The 15,869-nt window shown below is 71.9% G+C and carries 10 protein-coding genes and 1 pseudogene; 7 read left to right on the top strand and 4 right to left on the bottom strand.

Translation table 11 applies throughout. The annotated features are described in order from the left end of the window. Positions 1-79 precede the first annotated feature (79 nt). Positions 80-535 (top strand): hypothetical protein, encoded by a 456-nt coding sequence (locus tag ACIQHQ_RS30645; protein WP_402617921.1) that lies wholly within the window; start codon positions 80-82, stop codon positions 533-535. A gap of 4 nt (positions 536-539) precedes the next feature. Here the strand turns inward: ACIQHQ_RS30645 and ACIQHQ_RS30650 are convergent, their stop codons facing one another. The 3 genes and pseudogenes from ACIQHQ_RS30650 to gabT all read right to left on the bottom strand — a co-directional run bounded on the left by ACIQHQ_RS30650 (position 540) and on the right by gabT (position 3,093). Then, positions 540-1,202, bottom strand: coding sequence for a phosphatase PAP2 family protein (locus ACIQHQ_RS30650; protein WP_402617923.1), 663 nt, complete (start codon positions 1,200-1,202; stop codon positions 540-542). Between the two features lie 179 nt (positions 1,203-1,381). Beyond that, a pseudogene (locus ACIQHQ_RS30655) lies at positions 1,382-1,564 on the bottom strand (hypothetical protein); the annotation flags it as partial. A 194-nt stretch (positions 1,565-1,758) separates the two neighbouring features. After that, positions 1,759-3,093 carry a 4-aminobutyrate--2-oxoglutarate transaminase gene (gabT, locus tag ACIQHQ_RS30660; protein WP_402617926.1) on the bottom strand — a complete coding sequence of 445 codons (1,335 nt, stop codon included), beginning with the start codon at positions 3,091-3,093 and terminating at the stop codon, positions 1,759-1,761. Positions 3,094-3,345: 252 nt separating this feature from the next. On the opposite strand from gabT, the gene ACIQHQ_RS30665 reads away from it, so the two are divergent. From ACIQHQ_RS30665 to ACIQHQ_RS30675, 3 genes are all read left to right on the top strand, one after another. After that, positions 3,346-5,478: an ATP-binding protein gene (locus ACIQHQ_RS30665; RefSeq protein ID WP_402617928.1), complete on the top strand. Its 2,133-nt coding sequence runs from the start codon at positions 3,346-3,348 to the stop codon at positions 5,476-5,478. A gap of 113 nt (positions 5,479-5,591) precedes the next feature. Then, complete coding sequence (locus ACIQHQ_RS30670; protein ID WP_402617931.1) at positions 5,592-7,265, top strand: PucR family transcriptional regulator; 1,674 nt, start codon at positions 5,592-5,594, stop codon at positions 7,263-7,265. 122 nt (positions 7,266-7,387) lie between these two features. Next, entirely contained in the window at positions 7,388-8,833 is a 1,446-nt protein-coding gene (locus ACIQHQ_RS30675) for an aldehyde dehydrogenase family protein (protein WP_402617934.1), read from the top strand. A 119-nt stretch (positions 8,834-8,952) separates the two neighbouring features. Here the strand turns inward: ACIQHQ_RS30675 and ACIQHQ_RS30680 are convergent, their stop codons facing one another. Then, entirely contained in the window at positions 8,953-11,790 is a 2,838-nt protein-coding gene (locus tag ACIQHQ_RS30680; RefSeq protein WP_402617937.1) for a glycoside hydrolase family 3 C-terminal domain-containing protein, read from the bottom strand. Between the two features lie 323 nt (positions 11,791-12,113). Here ACIQHQ_RS30680 and ACIQHQ_RS30685 point away from each other — a divergent pair, with 323 nt between their 5' ends. Genes ACIQHQ_RS30685 through ACIQHQ_RS30695 form a run of 3 tightly spaced genes read left to right on the top strand, consistent with a single transcriptional unit; the run spans position 12,114 to position 15,816 of the window. Continuing rightward, the gene (locus ACIQHQ_RS30685; RefSeq protein WP_402617940.1) at positions 12,114-13,793 is read left to right on the top strand and encodes an extracellular solute-binding protein; all 1,680 of its coding nucleotides are present in this window, start codon (positions 12,114-12,116) and stop codon (positions 13,791-13,793) included. Positions 13,794-13,819: 26 nt separating this feature from the next. Beyond that, the gene (locus ACIQHQ_RS30690) at positions 13,820-14,869 is read left to right on the top strand and encodes an ABC transporter permease (RefSeq protein ID WP_402617943.1); all 1,050 of its coding nucleotides are present in this window, start codon (positions 13,820-13,822) and stop codon (positions 14,867-14,869) included. After that, complete coding sequence (locus ACIQHQ_RS30695) at positions 14,866-15,816, top strand: carbohydrate ABC transporter permease (protein ID WP_402617946.1); 951 nt, start codon at positions 14,866-14,868, stop codon at positions 15,814-15,816. The genes ACIQHQ_RS30690 and ACIQHQ_RS30695 overlap by 4 nt, the downstream gene beginning before the upstream one ends. Positions 15,817-15,869 lie beyond the last annotated feature (53 nt).

The following is a 15,869-nucleotide window of genomic DNA, read 5'->3' on the forward strand; positions in this document are numbered from 1 at the left end:
GCACCCCCTTCTCCCTCGTGATGGCCTCCGGACGCCCCGCGCGTCCGTGGGATCCGCGCGTATGAAGGGGGTCTTTCCGATGACCGGTGCGAAGACGGCGGTCGAGTGGCTCGCATCCGTCGCACCCGATCCCGGAGTCTGCCGCTGGGAATGGGAGCGCAACCCGCTCGGAGTCGCGCTGCTGCCGGCCGGCAGCGCCTGGGACGTGCTCATCCTGCCCGGCGAACTCGGTTACGCCACGCTCGACGTGCTCACCCGCGTCCTCGACCGGCCGGGCCCCGTGCTCGTCGACTTCGGCGACGCCCGCATGGGGTTCTTCGTGCCGCCGGGCACCGCGGCCCGCTGGCTGGGCACCGGCATCCGCACGGCGGGCTCCGGCACGTGGATCGTCGTGCCGCACCCGGGCCGCTCCTCACCCGGCGGCGTGCGCTGGCTGGTCCCCCCGGACGGCTCGGGCATGCTGACGGACCCGGCCCTGCTGGAACTGGCGATGCACGAGGCGGCGGCGGGTCTGGCGACGGGGAGCGACGGTTAGCGCCCTACCGCCGCGGTTGATCCGCCGGCGTCGTCCGCCGGAGGAACAGCCACAGCGACGACAGCAGCACCGCCCCCAGACACCAGCCGGCCACCACGTCGAGGGGCCAGTGGTAGCCGCGGCGGACCAGGCCGTAGCTCGTGCCGAGGACCAGCGCGGCGCACAGGGCGATCAGCGCGCGCCGGGCGAGGTCCGTGCCGAGCCGGGGAAGCAGCAGCAGGGTCGCGGAGCCGTAGGCGACGGCGGCCGTGGCGGTGTGGCCCGAGGGGTAGTAGCCGGTGCCGGGCGGTTCGGCCGGGGTGCCCGGGCGGGCCATGAGCTCCTTCAGCGGGACGACCAGCGCCGGGACCAGGGCCATGAGCAGGGCCGCGGCGGCGACGGGCAGCCACCAGCGGCCCGTGCCGGCGCGCCGGTCGCCTGCGGCGACGCACCCGAGCGCGACGGCGAGCAACGGGACCGCGACCTGGACGTTGCCCAGATCGGCGAGGAGTTCGGAGCAGCGGTCCGGGTTCACGAGGAGACGGCTCAGGCGCTCGTCGAGCCGGACGAGCGGGCCGTCGGCGGCGACCTGCCAGGTGATCAGGGCGAACAGGAGAGCCGGAAGGGCGAGCAGGAGGGCGATGGAGCCGGGGAGGGCGGCGCGTTCCTGGTTCGCGGTGATCGGCATGGGGCACAGCTTGGCACGAGCGCACCCGCCCACTCGCCGCCCCGGCCAACGACCACCCGAACCAGCCGGCCACCGCCCGCGGGGGATCCACCGGCCGGGAGCCGGCACCGGCCGCGCAGAAGCCGCACCGACCACGGATCAGGCGGCGTCACACCGAGGGGGGCGGAAATGGAGGTCGGCCGCCCCGGAACAGGGGGGGTGATTCCGGGGCGGCCGTCCGGACCGGAACGTCGCGCGCCCCGGGGGGTTTGGGGCGGGCGACTGTCCGATCGGTGAGGAGATCCAGAGCCTCAGGCTCCGGTTGTGTGCGCGAGGGCACGACCAGGTCGAAGCTGGGGAGGCCCCGGCCTGATGTCACCCACAGTCCCCTGTGGGTGGGGGTGTGTCTCTCATCTGGGTAGAACCTACGACAGGGGCAGGGCGCAGGACAGTCCGCGGGGGCGCCTGTCATCCACCTCGCACACCTTCTTCACACGCCCTGCCGCTCACCGCCCCGATAGCGGAACCGGGGCGGCTCACCTGCCCGGACGGTGGCTCAGATGCGCGCGCCGACGGCTCAGATGCGGGAGAACGCCTGCTCGATGATGTCGAGGCCCTCGTTCAGCAGGTCCTCGCCGATCACCAGCGGGGGCAGGAAGCGGAGCACGTTGCCGTAGGTGCCACAGGTCAGGACCAGCAGGCCCTCGGCGTGGCAGGCCTTGGCGAGCGCGGCGGTCGCCTCCGGGGCGGGCTCCTTCGTGGCGCGGTCCTTGACCAGCTCGATGGCGATCATCGCGCCGCGGCCGCGGACGTCGCCGATGATCTCGAACTTCTCCGCCATGGCGCCGAGGCGGGCCTTCATGACCGTCTCGATGTTCTTCGCCTTGGCGTTGAGGTCGAGCTCCTTCATCGTCTCGATGGAGCCGAGCGCGCCGGCGCAGGCGACCGGGTTGCCGCCGTAGGTGCCGCCCAGGCCGCCGGCGTGCGCGGCGTCCATGATCTCGGCGCGCCCGGTGACGGCCGCGAGCGGCAGACCGCCGGCGATGCCCTTGGCCGTGGTGATGAGGTCCGGGACGATGCCCTCGTCCTCACACGCGAACCACTGGCCCGTGCGGCAGAAGCCGGACTGGATCTCGTCGGCGACGAAGACGATGCCGTGATCCTTCGCGAACCGGCTGATCGCCGGCAGGAAGCCCTTGGCCGGCTCGATGAAGCCGCCCTCGCCGAGCACCGGCTCGATGATGATCGCGGCGACGTTCTCCGCGCCGACCTGCTTGCTGATCTGGTCGATGGCCTGCGCGGCGGCCTCGGGGCCGGCGTTCTCGGGCCCGGTCGGCCAGCGGTAGCCGTACGCCACCGGCACGCGGTACACCTCGGGCGCGAACGGACCGAAGCCGTGCTTGTACGGCATGTTCTTCGCGGTCAGCGCCATCGTCAGGTTGGTGCGCCCGTGGTAGCCGTGGTCGAACACCACGACGGCCTGCCGCTTGGTGTACGCCCGCGCGATCTTCACGGCGTTCTCGACGGCCTCGGCGCCGGAGTTGAACAGGGCGCTCTTCTTGGCGTGGTCACCGGGCGTCAGCTCGGCGAGCGCCTCGGCGACCTCGACGTACCCCTCGTACGGCGTGACCATGAAACAGGTGTGGGTGAAGTCGGCCAGCTGCGCCGACGCCCGCCGTACGACGGCCTCGGCGGAGGCGCCCACGGACGTCACGGCGATGCCCGACCCGAAGTCGATCAGCCGGTTGCCGTCGACGTCCTCGATGATCCCGCCGCCCGCGCGCGCCGTGAACACGGGCAGCACGGACCCCACGCCCTGCGCGACCGCGGCGGTACGGCGGGCCTGCAGCTCCTGCGACTTCGGACCGGGAATGGCGGTGACGACGCGGCGCTCCTGCGGAAGTGCGGTCATGCGGGGCTCCTGGGGTGGTGCGGATGGTCTCTGACAGACGCTCGGCTTCTTTTCTCGCAGGCTAGGGCGGGGGAAGGGGGGTGGGCATGCTCCATGTGGGCGTTGTCGGCGCAGCGCCTTGTCCGGGGTGGACATGGCAGTCTCGTGGACCGGTGCCCACGACCCGGCCGTGTAAGCGGTGAACTCCCCAGGGGAGGGCGTTAGATTGGCTCGCTGATGGTGGACTCAGCGGCTGGTCAGGGGGCAAGGGCGATGGACAGCGACGGGACGCAGGACCCGCGGGGTACGCATGCGAGTCCCGTGCCGCGTCCGGCGGGGCCTCCACAGGTGCCGGCGATGCCTCCCCGGCCGCCGAGGGCACCGGCGACACCGCCGCTGCCGGACGGGTCGGCCTTCCTCACCTGGCTGCGCACGCCGCGGCCCGACGCCGCGCCGGGCGTGTGGCGGTTCGGGCACCGGCCGCGGCCGGCGGAGGAACCCGAGGAGATCCCCACCCGCCAGCTGCTGAGCGGGGCGCTGATCGCCTTCCTCGTGGGGTGGCTGATCTGGTCGCTGCTGCAGAACGGCTACCTCGGCACCTGGTGGTGGGTGCCGTTCGACCTGATCGTCCCCGACGCCTGGCGGGGCGGCGACAGCGACCTCGGTGAGACCGGGACGTTCGTCGTCTACCAGGGGTACGAGCTGCTCGTCGCGCTGGCGATCATGGTCGGGGCGGCCCGGCTCGGCCGCTGGGGCGAGCTGTGGCGCCGCTTCGTCACCCCCCGCTTCCGCCGGCCGCAGGCCCAGGAGGCCCGGACGGACCCCGAGGACGACCCGGCCCAGTGGAACGAGCTGCGCGCGGCCGGGGCCGTCGACGCCGCCCAGCGCCTCGCCGCCGAGGCCCGGTCCGGGCTGATGCGGGACGTCGACCACGCCCGGATCATGCGCGCCTGGCAGGGCGTGCGCACCGGACGGCACAGCCTCGCCACCTTCAGCGGCGCCGTGCTCAAGGACGGCGCCGCCGCGTGCCTGCACCCCTCCGGCGAGCGCGACCTGCCCGCCCGGCTCGCCCGGCACGATCTCGTCACCGGCCAGGTACGGCTCGGGACCACGGTGGACGACGCCCGCAACCCCTACAGCTACCGCGGCACCGGTCTCGCCCTCGGGCCCGACCTGCTCGGCACCTCCCTCGTGGCCGTCGGCCCCGCCGGGTCCGGCAAGACCGGGACGGTCGTCCGGCCCCTCGCCGAGTCGCTGTGCCTGCACGCCCTCGCCGGACGGGCCGCCGTGGTCGTCGTCGGGGCGGCCGGGGCGGGACTCGGGCCGGCCGACGCGTACGACGTGGTCGTGCGGATCGGGAACCAGGAGTCCGAGTACGACCTCGATCTGTACGGCGGCACCACCGACCCGGACGAGGCCGCGGCCGTGCTCGCCGAGGCACTCGTCGGGGATCTCGCCGACCCGCATCCCGGCAGCGACAGCCGGCGCTCCACCACGGTCCTCGCCCAGCTGCTCGGGCCGTTCCGGGCCGTGCACGGGCGCTTCCCCTCCGTACCGGAGCTGCGGCAGTTGCTCGACGGCACGCCCGGGCCGTTCGCCGCGCTGCGGCAGGGGCTCCGGGAGGCCGGGCAGGAGTCGCTGCTGCGCGAGCTCGACGCCCGGGAGCGGCAGATGGGGCAGCCCGGGGACGTCGGCGGGGCGCTCGGCGATCGCGTCGCGCTGCTCGACCGGCCCGCCTTCGCCGGGTTCTTCGACACCTCCGGGCAGTCCCGGCCCTTCACGCTCAAGGCCCTCGACCATCCGGTGCGGGTGCGCATCGACCTGCCCCAGCGCGGTCACGCCGACGCCTCCCGGATGCTCGCACGGCTGGTGCTCGCGCAGTTCACGGCGAGCGTCGCCGTACGCGAGGACCGGTCGCTGTTCGCCTGCCTGCTGCTGGACGACGCCACGGGAGTGGTGACGCCCGAGGCGGTGCGCGGCATCCAGCGGCTGCGGTCCGGCAACGCCGGGGTCGTGCTCACCCTGCGGACCCTGGACGACGTGGCCCGGCCGCTGCGCGGGCCGCTGCTCGGGGCGACCGGCTGCCGGATGGCGCTGGCGGGGCTCACGCCGTGGGACGGGCAGGACTTCGCCGAGGTGTGGGGCAAGGAGTGGACCGAGGCCCGCGACGTCACGGACCGGCAGATCATCGCCGAGACCCCGGCGGGCAAGGCCGTGCACATGCTGCGCCGGGTGATCACCGGCAAGGCCCCGACCGCGCGGGCGGTGACCGTGCGGCAGGTCGAGCGGGAGCGCTGGTCCGCCTCCGAGCTGGCGCACGCCGTGCCAGCCGGGCACGCGGTGCTGTCGCTGACCGACGTCAAGGGCGAGCACGCGCCACCGCTGCTGGTCGATCTGCGGGGCTGACCTGCCCGTGCGGGTACGCGGGGACCGTACGGTGAGGCAGAATCGTCACAGGTCGTTCATACGCGGCGGCCAAAAGACCACAGCGATCACACAGCCCTGACGCAGAAGGCCTCATGCCCCCGACGCTCGCCTCGCTCGTCCACCACTCCGCGCTGAAGCTGACCGTGCGGGCGGGGCAGGACCGCCTCGACGTGCCGGTCCGTTGGGCGCACCCCAGCGAGCTCGCCGACCCCGTGCCCTACATGGAGGGCGGGGAACTGCTGCTGATCACCGCGCTCAAGCTGGACGCCGAGGACCCGGAGGCCATGCGCCGCTACGTCCGGCGGCTGACCGGGGCCAAAGTGGCCGGGCTCGGCTTCGCCGTCGGCGTCAACTACGAGGAGGTCCCCGAGGCGCTCGTCGAGGCGGCCGAGGAGGAGGGCCTGCCGCTGCTGGAGGTGCCGCGCCGCACGCCGTTCCTCGCCATCAGCAAGGCCGTGTCCGCCGCGATCGCCGCCGACCAGTACCGGGCCGTCACCGCAGGGTTCGCCGCCCAGCGCGAGCTGACCCGGCAGGCCCAGACCGGCGGCCCCGAGGGGGTGCTGGCCGCGCTGGCCGCACAGGTCGACGGATGGGCGGCGCTGTACGACGCCTCCGGAGCGGTCGTCGCCACGGCCCCGGAATGGGCGGTGCGGCGTGCCGCACGGCTCACCGGTGACGTGCAGAAGCTGCGGGACCGCCCCGCGCCCGCCTCGTCGGTGGTCGGCGGGCCGGAGAACGAGGACCGGGTCGAGCTGCACACCCTCGGCACCGGCCGGCGTCCCCGGGCGGCCCTCGCCGTCGGCACGGCCGCCGCCCCGGGTACCGCCGAGCGCTACGCCGTCCACTCGGCCATCGCGCTGCTGACCCTGACCACGGAACGCTCCCGCTCCCTCCAGGCGGCCGAGCAGCGGGTCGGTTCGGCGGTGCTGCGCATGCTGCTGGCCGGGGAGCCGGATCACGCCCGTGCGGTCGCCGGGGACCTGTACGGCGAGCTGCTGGACGCGCCGTTCCGGATGCTGGTCGCGGAGCGGGTGCCGGTGTCGGCGTCGGCCGCGCTGGCCCGTGCCGAGGCCCACAAGGGCGCCCCGGCCGTGGACCGGCCCTCGGCCGCCGCGCTGGCCGCGGCCGACGCGGGCGGGGATCCCCTCGCGGCGCTCGCGGACGTCGTGGAGTCCGCGGCGGCCCGCGCCGGCGAGGCCGTGCTGGTGGTGCCGGAGGGGGAGCGGCTGGTGGTCCTGGCCGCGGACGGCGGTGCCGCCGCGGCGGCCTGCGGGGAGTACGCGACCGCCCTGGAGACGGCCCGCGCCGGCATACACGAGAAGGTGCCGGGCGGCGAGGAGGACGAACTGGTCGTCGGCCTGTCGGCACCGGCCGGGCCCATCGCCGCGTCCGCCGCCTACAAGCAGGCCGAGCAGGCGCTGTCGGTGGCGCGGCGGCGCGGGCGCGTCCTCGTGGAGCACGAGCGGATGGCCGCCGGATCGGTGCTGCCGCTGCTGGCGGACGACGCGGTGCGGGCCTTCGCCGACGGCATGCTGCGGCCGCTGTACGAGCACGACGCCACCGGCCGGGGTGACCTGGTCGCCTCCCTGCGTGCCTGGCTGTCCAAGCACGGCCAGTGGGACGCGGCGGCGGCCGACCTCGGCGTCCACCGGCACACCCTGCGCTACCGCATGCGCCGGGTCGAGGAGATCCTCGGCCGGTCCCTGGACGACCCGGACGTCCGGATGGAGCTGTGGCTGGCTTTGAAGGCGGTCGGCACCGAGTAGCCAAACCGTAGTGTCCGCGTCCCTCACTGCTACGGCTCGGACAAACGCCCTTCGGTCACCTCGCGCCTACCGTTGATCCCGTAGCTCAGGATCACCCCCAACGCCGAAGGGCCGGAACCCCTATGACCTCCACCCACGCCTTCTGGCTCGCCGGCCGCCAGGCCACCGGCGAGGACACCTTCGACGTCACGTCCCCGTGGGACGGGCGGCTCGTCGGCAAGGTGAGCGTGCCGACGGACGCGCAGGTCGAGGAGGCCGTGGCCGCCGCGCACGCCGTTCTGGACGAGTTCGCCGCCACCCCGGCCCATGTCCGGGCCGCCGCCCTCGACCACGTCAGCAAGCGCCTCGTCGAGCGCACCGAGGAGATCGCGCGGCTGATCTCCGCCGAGAACGGCAAGCCCCTGAAGTGGGCGCGCGGCGAGGTCGGACGGGCCGTGTCGGTGTTCCGGTTCGCGGCCGAGGAGGCCCGGCGGTTCAACGGCGGCGAGGCCCAGCGTCTCGACACCGACCTCGGCGGCCAGGGCCGGCTCGCCCTCACCCGCCGCTTCCCGAAGGGTGTGGTGCTCGGCATCGCGCCCTTCAACTTCCCGCTGAACCTCTGCGCCCACAAGGTCGCCCCGGCCATCGCCGCCGGCGCCCCGATCATCCTGAAGCCGGCCCCGGCGACCCCGCTGTCCGGCCTGATCATCGGCGAGCTGCTGGCCGAGACCGAGCTGCCGGCGGGCTCCTGGAGCATCCTGCCGGTCGCCAACGACAAGATGCCCGCCCTCGTGCAGGACGAGCGCCTGCCCGTGATCTCCTTCACCGGCTCCGAGAAGGTCGGCTACGCGATCATGGACTCGGTGCCGCGCAAGCACTGCACCCTGGAGCTGGGCGGCAACGGCGCGGCCGTCGTCCTCGCCGACTGGGCGAGCGACGAGGACCTCGAATGGGCGGCGAACCGCATCGCCACCTTCTCCAACTACCAGGGCGGCCAGTCCTGCATCTCCGTGCAGCGGGTCATCGCCGACGCCTCGGTGTACGACCGGCTGCTGCCGCGCATCGTCGCCGCCGTCGAGGCCCAGGTCACCGGCGACCCGAGCGACGACAAGACCGACGTCGGCCCGCTGGTCAGCGAGGACGCCGCCCGGCGCGTCGAGACGTGGGTCCAGGAGGCCGTGGACGCCGGGGCGCGGCTGCTCACCGGCGGCAAGCGCGACGGCGCCTCGTACGCGCCGACCGTCCTGGCCGAGGTCCCGGCCGATGTCACGCTCTCCTGCGAGGAGGTCTTCGGGCCGGTCCTCACGGTGCAGAGGGCGGACGGTGAGGCCGCGGCCTTCGCCGCCGTCAACGACTCCAAGTACGGCCTCCAGGCGGGCGTGTTCACCCACGATCTGCAGACCGCCTTCCGGGCTCACCGGGCCCTGGAGGTCGGCGGCGTCGTCATCGGCGACGTGCCGTCCTACCGCGCCGACCAGATGCCGTACGGCGGCGTCAAGCAGTCCGGTGTGGGCCGCGAGGGCGTGCGCTTCGCCATGGAGGACTACACCTACGAGCGTGTGCTGGTCCTCACCGGCATCACCCTCTAGGCGTCTCCGGCGTAACCCCTACCTCGTGGAAACCATTTTCATATAGGCTCTGTGAAAGGGCCCGGCACCGATGCCTTCCGGTGCCGGGCCCCTTCTCTGTGCCGGCCTGCTCCGGACCCTCAACCGGAGAAGCCGACGTGCGCGAGCCGCAGCGGGCCGCGCAGCCTGAGGTGCACGTCGTGAACGCCCGCGGCGACGACGGACGCGCTGAGGGAGACGTAGTCGTAGGGGCCCGAGGTCGGTGCGGCGGGAGACAGCGCCGCGAGGACGGGGCCGCCGTCGAGGGACAGCTCGACCGTGCCCTCGCCGGCCACCTCCACTGTCACCTCGGCGACGCCACGCCCGAAGTCACAGACCCGGTAGACCAGTTCGCCCGGCTCCGCGCCCGCCGGTGTCACCGCGTCACCCGAGACCTTCGTCCGGTCGACGATCTCGATGCCGCTGTGCTCGTCGAACCCGGCCGCCGGGAGACCGTCTGCGACGACCGCGCGCGGCAGGGACGGCTCGCCGTCGAGCGTGACGGTCGTCCGCAGCCGGACGTCCTCGCTGGACGCCGCGGCCAGCAGCTCGTACCCGCCCGGCTCCACGCGCCACCGGTCCTGGGCCACGTCCCAGAACCCGAAAGCTGTCAGCGGGACCTCGAAGCCCAGCTCGGCCGTCGCCCCCGGGGCGAGGGTGACGCGACGGTGGTCCAGCAGCTCGCGGCGCGGACGCGGCACGGACGCGTCGACGGCCCGGGCGTAGAGCTGCGCGACCTCGTCGGCCGTGACGTCACCGGTGTTGGTGACGGAGAAGGAGACCCGCACCGTCGCGTCCTCGACCCGGGCCGTCAGACCGTCGTACGCGAACGACGCGTACGACAGGCCGTGCCCGAAGGGGTACAGGGGCGTCCCCTCGAAGTAGAGGTACGTCTGGCGGGCGCCGATCACGTCGTAGTCGAGGAGATGTGGCAGGTCGGCGTCATCGGCGTACCAGGTCTGCGGGAGGCGGCCGGCGGGGGAGACGTCGCCGGCCAGGACGCGGGCCAGGGCGATGCCGCCCGCCTGGCCGCCGTGCGCGGTCCACAGCACCGCGGGCAGCTCGGCCGTGTCGACGGCGTACGGGTAGGCGGAGACCAGCGCCAGCACGGTGGCCGGGTTCGCCGCGCGGGCCGCCCGCAGCAGCCGCTCCTGCTGTCCGGGCAGGCGCAGGGTCGTGCGGTCCTCGGTCTCACGGCCGTTGATGTGGGGGTCGTTGCCCGCGACCACCACGACCACGTCGGCCCCCGCGGCGGCACGCGCCACCGCCTCCTCGCCCCGCTCGGCGACGACCAGCTCGAAGATCTCCGGATCCTCGTCGGCAACCTTCACGCCGTCGGCGGAGACACACACGTGCCGACCCGTCCCCAGGTGCTTCAGGAGGTGCCCGTTCCCGTGCGGTTCCAGGCGGAACGTCTCCTGCACGAACCAGCCGCCCGGCTGGTCGGCGGAGGCTCGGAGGTAGCCGTCGTCGGCGACCGACAGGTAACGGCCGTCGGGGGCGCGCAGGGTCAGGACGCCGTCGCCCCAGTCCGCGAGCGCCAGTTCGGTACCGGCCTCGTCGGTCGTGAGCGCGGGCAGGTCGGTGCGGCCCGCGAGCAGTGCCGGGTCGAGCGCGCCCTCGGCGCCGCGCACCTCGTCGGCGGCCCCCTCGGCCACCGGCACGTGCAGGAACGCGCCCGTGGAGGTCTTCAGCCGGACCCGGTCCACGCCCTCCGCGAACTCCACCCGCTCCGCGCCGAACCGCTCGTACAGGCCGTCCAGCGGGGTGGAGCGGTGCAGGAGCGTGCCGCTGTACCAGTCGAGCTTGCACTCGTCGGCGAGCGGCCCGACCACCGCGATCCGGGCGTCCGGGGCGAGCGGCAGCGCCCCTTCGTTCTTGAGCAGCACGATCGCCTGCTCGGCGGCCTCCTGGGCGAGGGCGCGATGCGCCGGGGTGTCGAACTCGGCCGTCGCCTCGTGCGGGTCGTCCTGCGGGTCGAACTCCCCGAGCCGGAAACGGACCGAGAGCTGCCGGCGGACGGCCCTGTCGAGATCGGCCTCGGTCAGCAGACCGCGCTCCAGAGCGCCGCGCAACCGCCCGGTCATCTGCGAGGAGTCCGTGCCGTGGTCGGTGAAGCTGTCGACACCGGCGACGAGGGCGGCGGCGGTGGCCTCCTCATGGGTGTCGAAGTAGTGCTCGGAGTCGACCAGGTTGCTCGGCGCGCCCGCGTCCGAGCAGACCATCAGTTCCTCGTCGGTCCAGGTCCGCAGGTGCTCCGACAGGTACGGGGAGACGTGGTTGGGGCGGCCGTTGACCAGGTTGTAGGCCGGCATCACCCCGGCCACCGCCCCCGCCTCGACGGTCTCGCGGAAGGCCCGCAGGTCGTACTCGTGCAGCACGCGCGGACGCACCGAACTCGATGTCGTGTCGCGGTCCGTCTCGTTGTTGTGGGCCAGCCAGTGCTTCAGCACGGGTGCGGTGCGCCAGTAGACGGGGTGGTCGCCGCGCAGGCCGTGCGTGTAGGCCGTGGCGATCGCCGAGGTGAGCTTCGGGTCCTCCGAGTAGCCCTCCTCGTTGCGCCCCCACAGGGGGTGGCGCAGCAGGTTGACCGTCGGGGCCCAGACGTTGAGGCCGACCCGGTCGTCCTTGGCGCGCATCGCCCGGACCTCCTTGGACACCGCGTCGCCGACGCGCCGCACCAGCTCCGGGTTCCAGGTGGCGCCCAGGCCCACAGCCTGCGGGAACACCGTCGCCGGGCCCATCCACGCGACGCCGTGCAGGGCCTCCTGGCCGGTGCGGAACGCGGCCACGCCGAGCCGCTCCACAGCGGGCGTGAACTGGTGCAGGAACGACAGCTTCTCGTCGAGAGTGAGCCGTCCCAGCAGATCGTCGACGCGCTTCGCGAGCGGCAGCTGCGGGTCGCGGAACGGTTCGGTGGACGGGGTGTGTGCGGTCACGTGGGGATCCCCTTGCGATGGATCGTGGAGGTGCTTTCGAAGCGCTTCGATGCTGAGTGGCCGACGGGTCGGGTGTCAAGGGATCAGTGCCGTCACTTCAAGCAGTGCACAAGGAAAGGTCCGGGTCTCGGCAGGCGCAGTAAGTTTGGGAACGACCCTTGTGCGCCCTGGGGTGTTCACTTAACCTCACAGCAACATCGAAGCGCTTCGACTGTGAACGCCTGGTCGGTCGAAAGGTCGCTTCAGCTCAGCCAGTTCCACTCGAGACACCGCAGCCGACGGCCTCCGCCGGGTGTCCTGGTGCGCCATGAAGGGTTGACGCAATGACGCCGAACGCCGCCTCCTCCGGACCGAGCCGGAGAAGTTTCCTCGCCTCCACGGCGGTCGCCACCGCAGCGGTGGCGGGTGGGATGCCGCTGCTTGCCGCGTGCGGGGGGTCGCAAGAAGGGCGCAAGGAGGGGACCACCTCCGGGAAGGACGCCAAGAAGCTCCTTCCGGCCTTCGTGGCGCGGAACATCGTCAGCCCCGACATCCCCTCGAAGAACGGCTCGGCCGCGGGGTTCACCCGGCCGCTGGACCTCAGCACCCTGAAGACCGCGGTACCGGAGAAGCTCGGCAAGGGCAGCAAGATCAAGATCATGGCCCCGTTCTGGGGCACGCCCCCGTCGAACAACAACCCGTACTACAAGGCCATGAACGAGGCCATCGGGGTCGAGGTCAGCTGGCAGAACCAGGACGGCAACACCTACGACGAGAAGCTGGGCGCCATCCTCGCCTCCAGCGACATCCCGGACGTGGTGGTCGTCCCGGGCTGGAACCTGAACGGCAAGATACCGAGCGCCATCAACGCCAAGTTCGCGGACCTCGGCGAGTACCTTTCCGGTGACAAGGTCAAGGACTACCCGAACCTCGCGGCCGTCCCCACCGACGCCTGGCAGCGCTCCATCTTCGGCGGCCAGCTGCGCGCGGTCCCGATGCCCGCCGCGCCCGTCCTGAACATCGCCCCCTTCTACCGCAAGGACGTCTTCGACAAGAAGGGCTACACGCTCCCCACGTCGGCGGACGAGTTCCTGGCCTGGGCGAAGGAGGCCACCGACGCCAAGGCGAAGGTGTGGGCCTGCGACGACATGAAGTGGACCGCGTTCAGTGTGTTCGGCGTGCTGAGCGGGGCCGACAAGGCGCTGTGGTGGAACCTCGAGGGCGACAAGCTGATCAACCGGATCGAGACCGAGGCGTATCTCGAAGCCCTGGAGTGGACCCGCAAGCTCTTCGCGGCCGGCGTGGTCCACCCCGATGCCAAGGCGGCCAACCAGGGCCAGGCGGCCAACCGGTTCACCGCCGGCCAGTGCATCGTCTACAACGACGACCTCTCCGCCCTGTGGGGCAGGACGGCCGAACAGCGCACCCAGAACAAGGACTTCGACATGGGTGTGATGGACATCTTCGGTCACGACGGCGGTGACCCGGCCTTGTGGGCGGTCCAGCCCGCGAACATCTTCACCTTCGTCAACAAGAAGGCGTCCAAGCAGGTCGTCCAGGATGTCCTCGCCCTCGCCAACTACTGCGCCTCGCCGTACGGCACCAAGGAGTACATGCTCACCGCCTACGGCGTCGAGGGCACCGACTACACGGTGAAGGACGGAGTGCCGACGAAGACGACCAGGGGCGTCAACGAGGTCAACGGCGCCTTCGACTACACCGGCGACCCCGCCGCCTACATCGCCCACCCGGACCTGCCCGAGATAGCCAGGCAGCAGGTCGAGTGGCAGCAGCGGATGGGCGCCTTCACCAAGAAGTCCTCCTTCCACGGCATGACCATCACCGAGCCCAACCGGTGGACCAACCTGGCCGACGACTTCGAGCAGCTCGAGGACGACGTCGTGCGCGGGCGCAAGAAGATCAGCGACGTGCAGCAGGCGGTCTCGGACTGGAAGAAGCAGGGCGGCGACGACCTGCGGGCCTGGTACAAGAAGCTCCTCGACGACAACGGTTCCGCGAACTAACCCGGCGCTGAGGCAAGGAGAAGGCCGTGTCCCACAGCACGGTGCCTCGCAGCAGGGCCGAGGCGCAGACGACGGACGGTACGACGAAGGCGGACGGGTCCTCCGGGCGGGGCCGGTCGGCCGGAGAGCGCAAGGGGAGACGCGCGGAAAAGCTGAGTCTGCGGATCCGCTTCCGCCGTGACCGGACGCTCGTCCTGATGACCGTGCCGGCCGTGCTGCTGGTGCTCGTCTTCAACTACGTGCCGATCCTCGGCAACGTCGTCGCCTTCCAGGACTACGACCCGTATCTCAGCGAAAACGGCTTCGTCGCCATGTTCGAGAGTCCATGGGTCGGCCTGGAGCAGTTCGAACGGGTCTTCTCCGACTCCGAGTTCTGGCACGCGGTGCAGAACACCTTCGTGCTGTTCTTCCTCCAGCTCGTGCTCTTCTTCCCGGTGCCGATCCTGCTCGCGCTGCTCATCAACAGCGTGATCAGGCCCCGGGTACGGGCCGTCGCCCAGGCGGTCCTGTACCTCCCCCACTTCTTCTCGTGGGTCCTGGTGGTCACGGTCTTCCAGCAGATCTTCGGCGGCGCGGGCATCATCGCGCAGACCCTGCGCGATCACGGGCGGGGCGGGTTCGACATCATGACCGACCCGGAGATCTTCAAGTACCTGGTCACGGTCGAGGGCATCTGGAAGGACGCGGGCTGGGGCGTCATCGTGTTCCTCGCGGCCCTCTCCTCCGTCAGCAACGACCTGTACGAAGCCTCCGCGATGGACGGTGCCGGACGCTGGCGCCGCATGTGGCACATCACGCTCCCCGCGCTGAGGCCGGTCATCGCGCTGCTGCTGGTCCTGCGGGTGGGCGACGCCCTCACCGTCGGCTTCGAGCAGCTGCTGCTGCAACGCGACGCGGTCGGGCCGGAGGCGTCGGACGTGCTCGACACGTACGTGTGGTGGAACGGCATCCGTAACCAGGACTTCAGTTACGCGGCCGCGGCCGGACTGATCAAGGGCATCGTCGGCCTGACCCTCGTCCTCGTGGCGAACAAGGTCGCCCACCTCATGGGCGAGCAGGGGGTGTACAAGAAGTGAGCACAGTCGTCGACCGGCCGTCGCTGACCGAGGTGGCCAAGAAGCCCAGTCCCTGGGCCGCCCCGCCTCGCCCGTCATGGGAGGAGGAGCCCGCCAAGGCCGGACTCGCGGCCAAGGGCGTCGTCCTCGCCTTCGCCTGCTTCGCGATCCTGTTCCCCCTGTGGATCGTGATCGTCACCAGCCTGTCCTCGAAGAAGACCATCGACGCGGCCGGCGGGCTGGTGGTGATCCCCAAGGACATCACCTTCATCGCCTACCAGGAACTGCTCGGCGGTGGCCAGGTCCAGCGCGCGGCGCTCGTCAGCCTCGGCATCACCGTCGTGGGCACGCTGTTCAGCATGACGGTGTCGGTGCTGTGCGCCTACGGGCTCTCGCGCTCCGGCTCGCTCGGCCACCGCTGGATCCTGATGACCTTGCTCGCGACGATGTTCTTCGGCGCCGGGCTGATCCCGACCTACCTGCTGGTGCAGGCGCTCGGGCTGACCGACACCTATCTGGCGCTGATCCTGCCCAGTGCGGTCAGCGTCTTCAACATCCTGGTCCTGCGGGCGTTCTTCATGAACATCTCGCAGGAGCTCACCGACAGTGCGCGGATCGACGGGGCCGGGGACTTCCGGATCCTGTGGCAGATCGTCATGCCGCTCTCGCGTGCCGTGATCGCGGTGATCTCCCTGTTCTACGCGGTGGGCTACTGGAGCGCCTGGTTCAACGCCTCCATCTACCTCACCGACCAGGACATGATGCCGCTTCAGAACGTCATGATCCAGCTCGTGCAGAAGCAGGAGCGTCCGGTCGGGCTCGCCGCGCAGATCAACACCGGCCAGATTTCGGCCCTCTCCATCCAGATGGCGGTGATGGTCATGGCTCTGCTTCCCGTCGCCGTGCTGTCCCCCTTCGTCCAGAAGCACTTCAAGAAGGGCATGCTCACCGGGGCCGTCAAGGGCTGATCGACGCCCACCCGGTGGGGTGCTCCGGTTGTTCGGCGACTGCGGGCGGCTTG

It is taken from the genome of Streptomyces sp. NPDC092370 (genome assembly GCF_044755265.1).
Classification (GTDB): domain Bacteria; phylum Actinomycetota; class Actinomycetes; order Streptomycetales; family Streptomycetaceae; genus Streptomyces.

What these genes read in the sequence shown, in the direction of transcription:
- ACIQHQ_RS30675 (WP_402617934.1), top strand. Translation starts at nt 7,388, where the DNA reads ATGACCTCCACCCACGCCTTCTGGCTCGCCGGCCGCCAGGCCACCGGC.
- gabT (WP_402617926.1), bottom strand. Translation starts at nt 3,093, where the DNA reads ATGACCGCACTTCCGCAGGAGCGCCGCGTCGTCACCGCCATTCCCGGT.
- ACIQHQ_RS30645 (WP_402617921.1), top strand. Translation starts at nt 80, where the DNA reads ATGACCGGTGCGAAGACGGCGGTCGAGTGGCTCGCATCCGTCGCACCC.
- ACIQHQ_RS30650 (WP_402617923.1), bottom strand. Translation starts at nt 1,202, where the DNA reads ATGCCGATCACCGCGAACCAGGAACGCGCCGCCCTCCCCGGCTCCATC.
- ACIQHQ_RS30670 (WP_402617931.1), top strand. Translation starts at nt 5,592, where the DNA reads ATGCCCCCGACGCTCGCCTCGCTCGTCCACCACTCCGCGCTGAAGCTG.
- ACIQHQ_RS30665 (WP_402617928.1), top strand. Translation starts at nt 3,346, where the DNA reads ATGGACAGCGACGGGACGCAGGACCCGCGGGGTACGCATGCGAGTCCC.
- ACIQHQ_RS30685 (WP_402617940.1), top strand. Translation starts at nt 12,114, where the DNA reads ATGACGCCGAACGCCGCCTCCTCCGGACCGAGCCGGAGAAGTTTCCTC.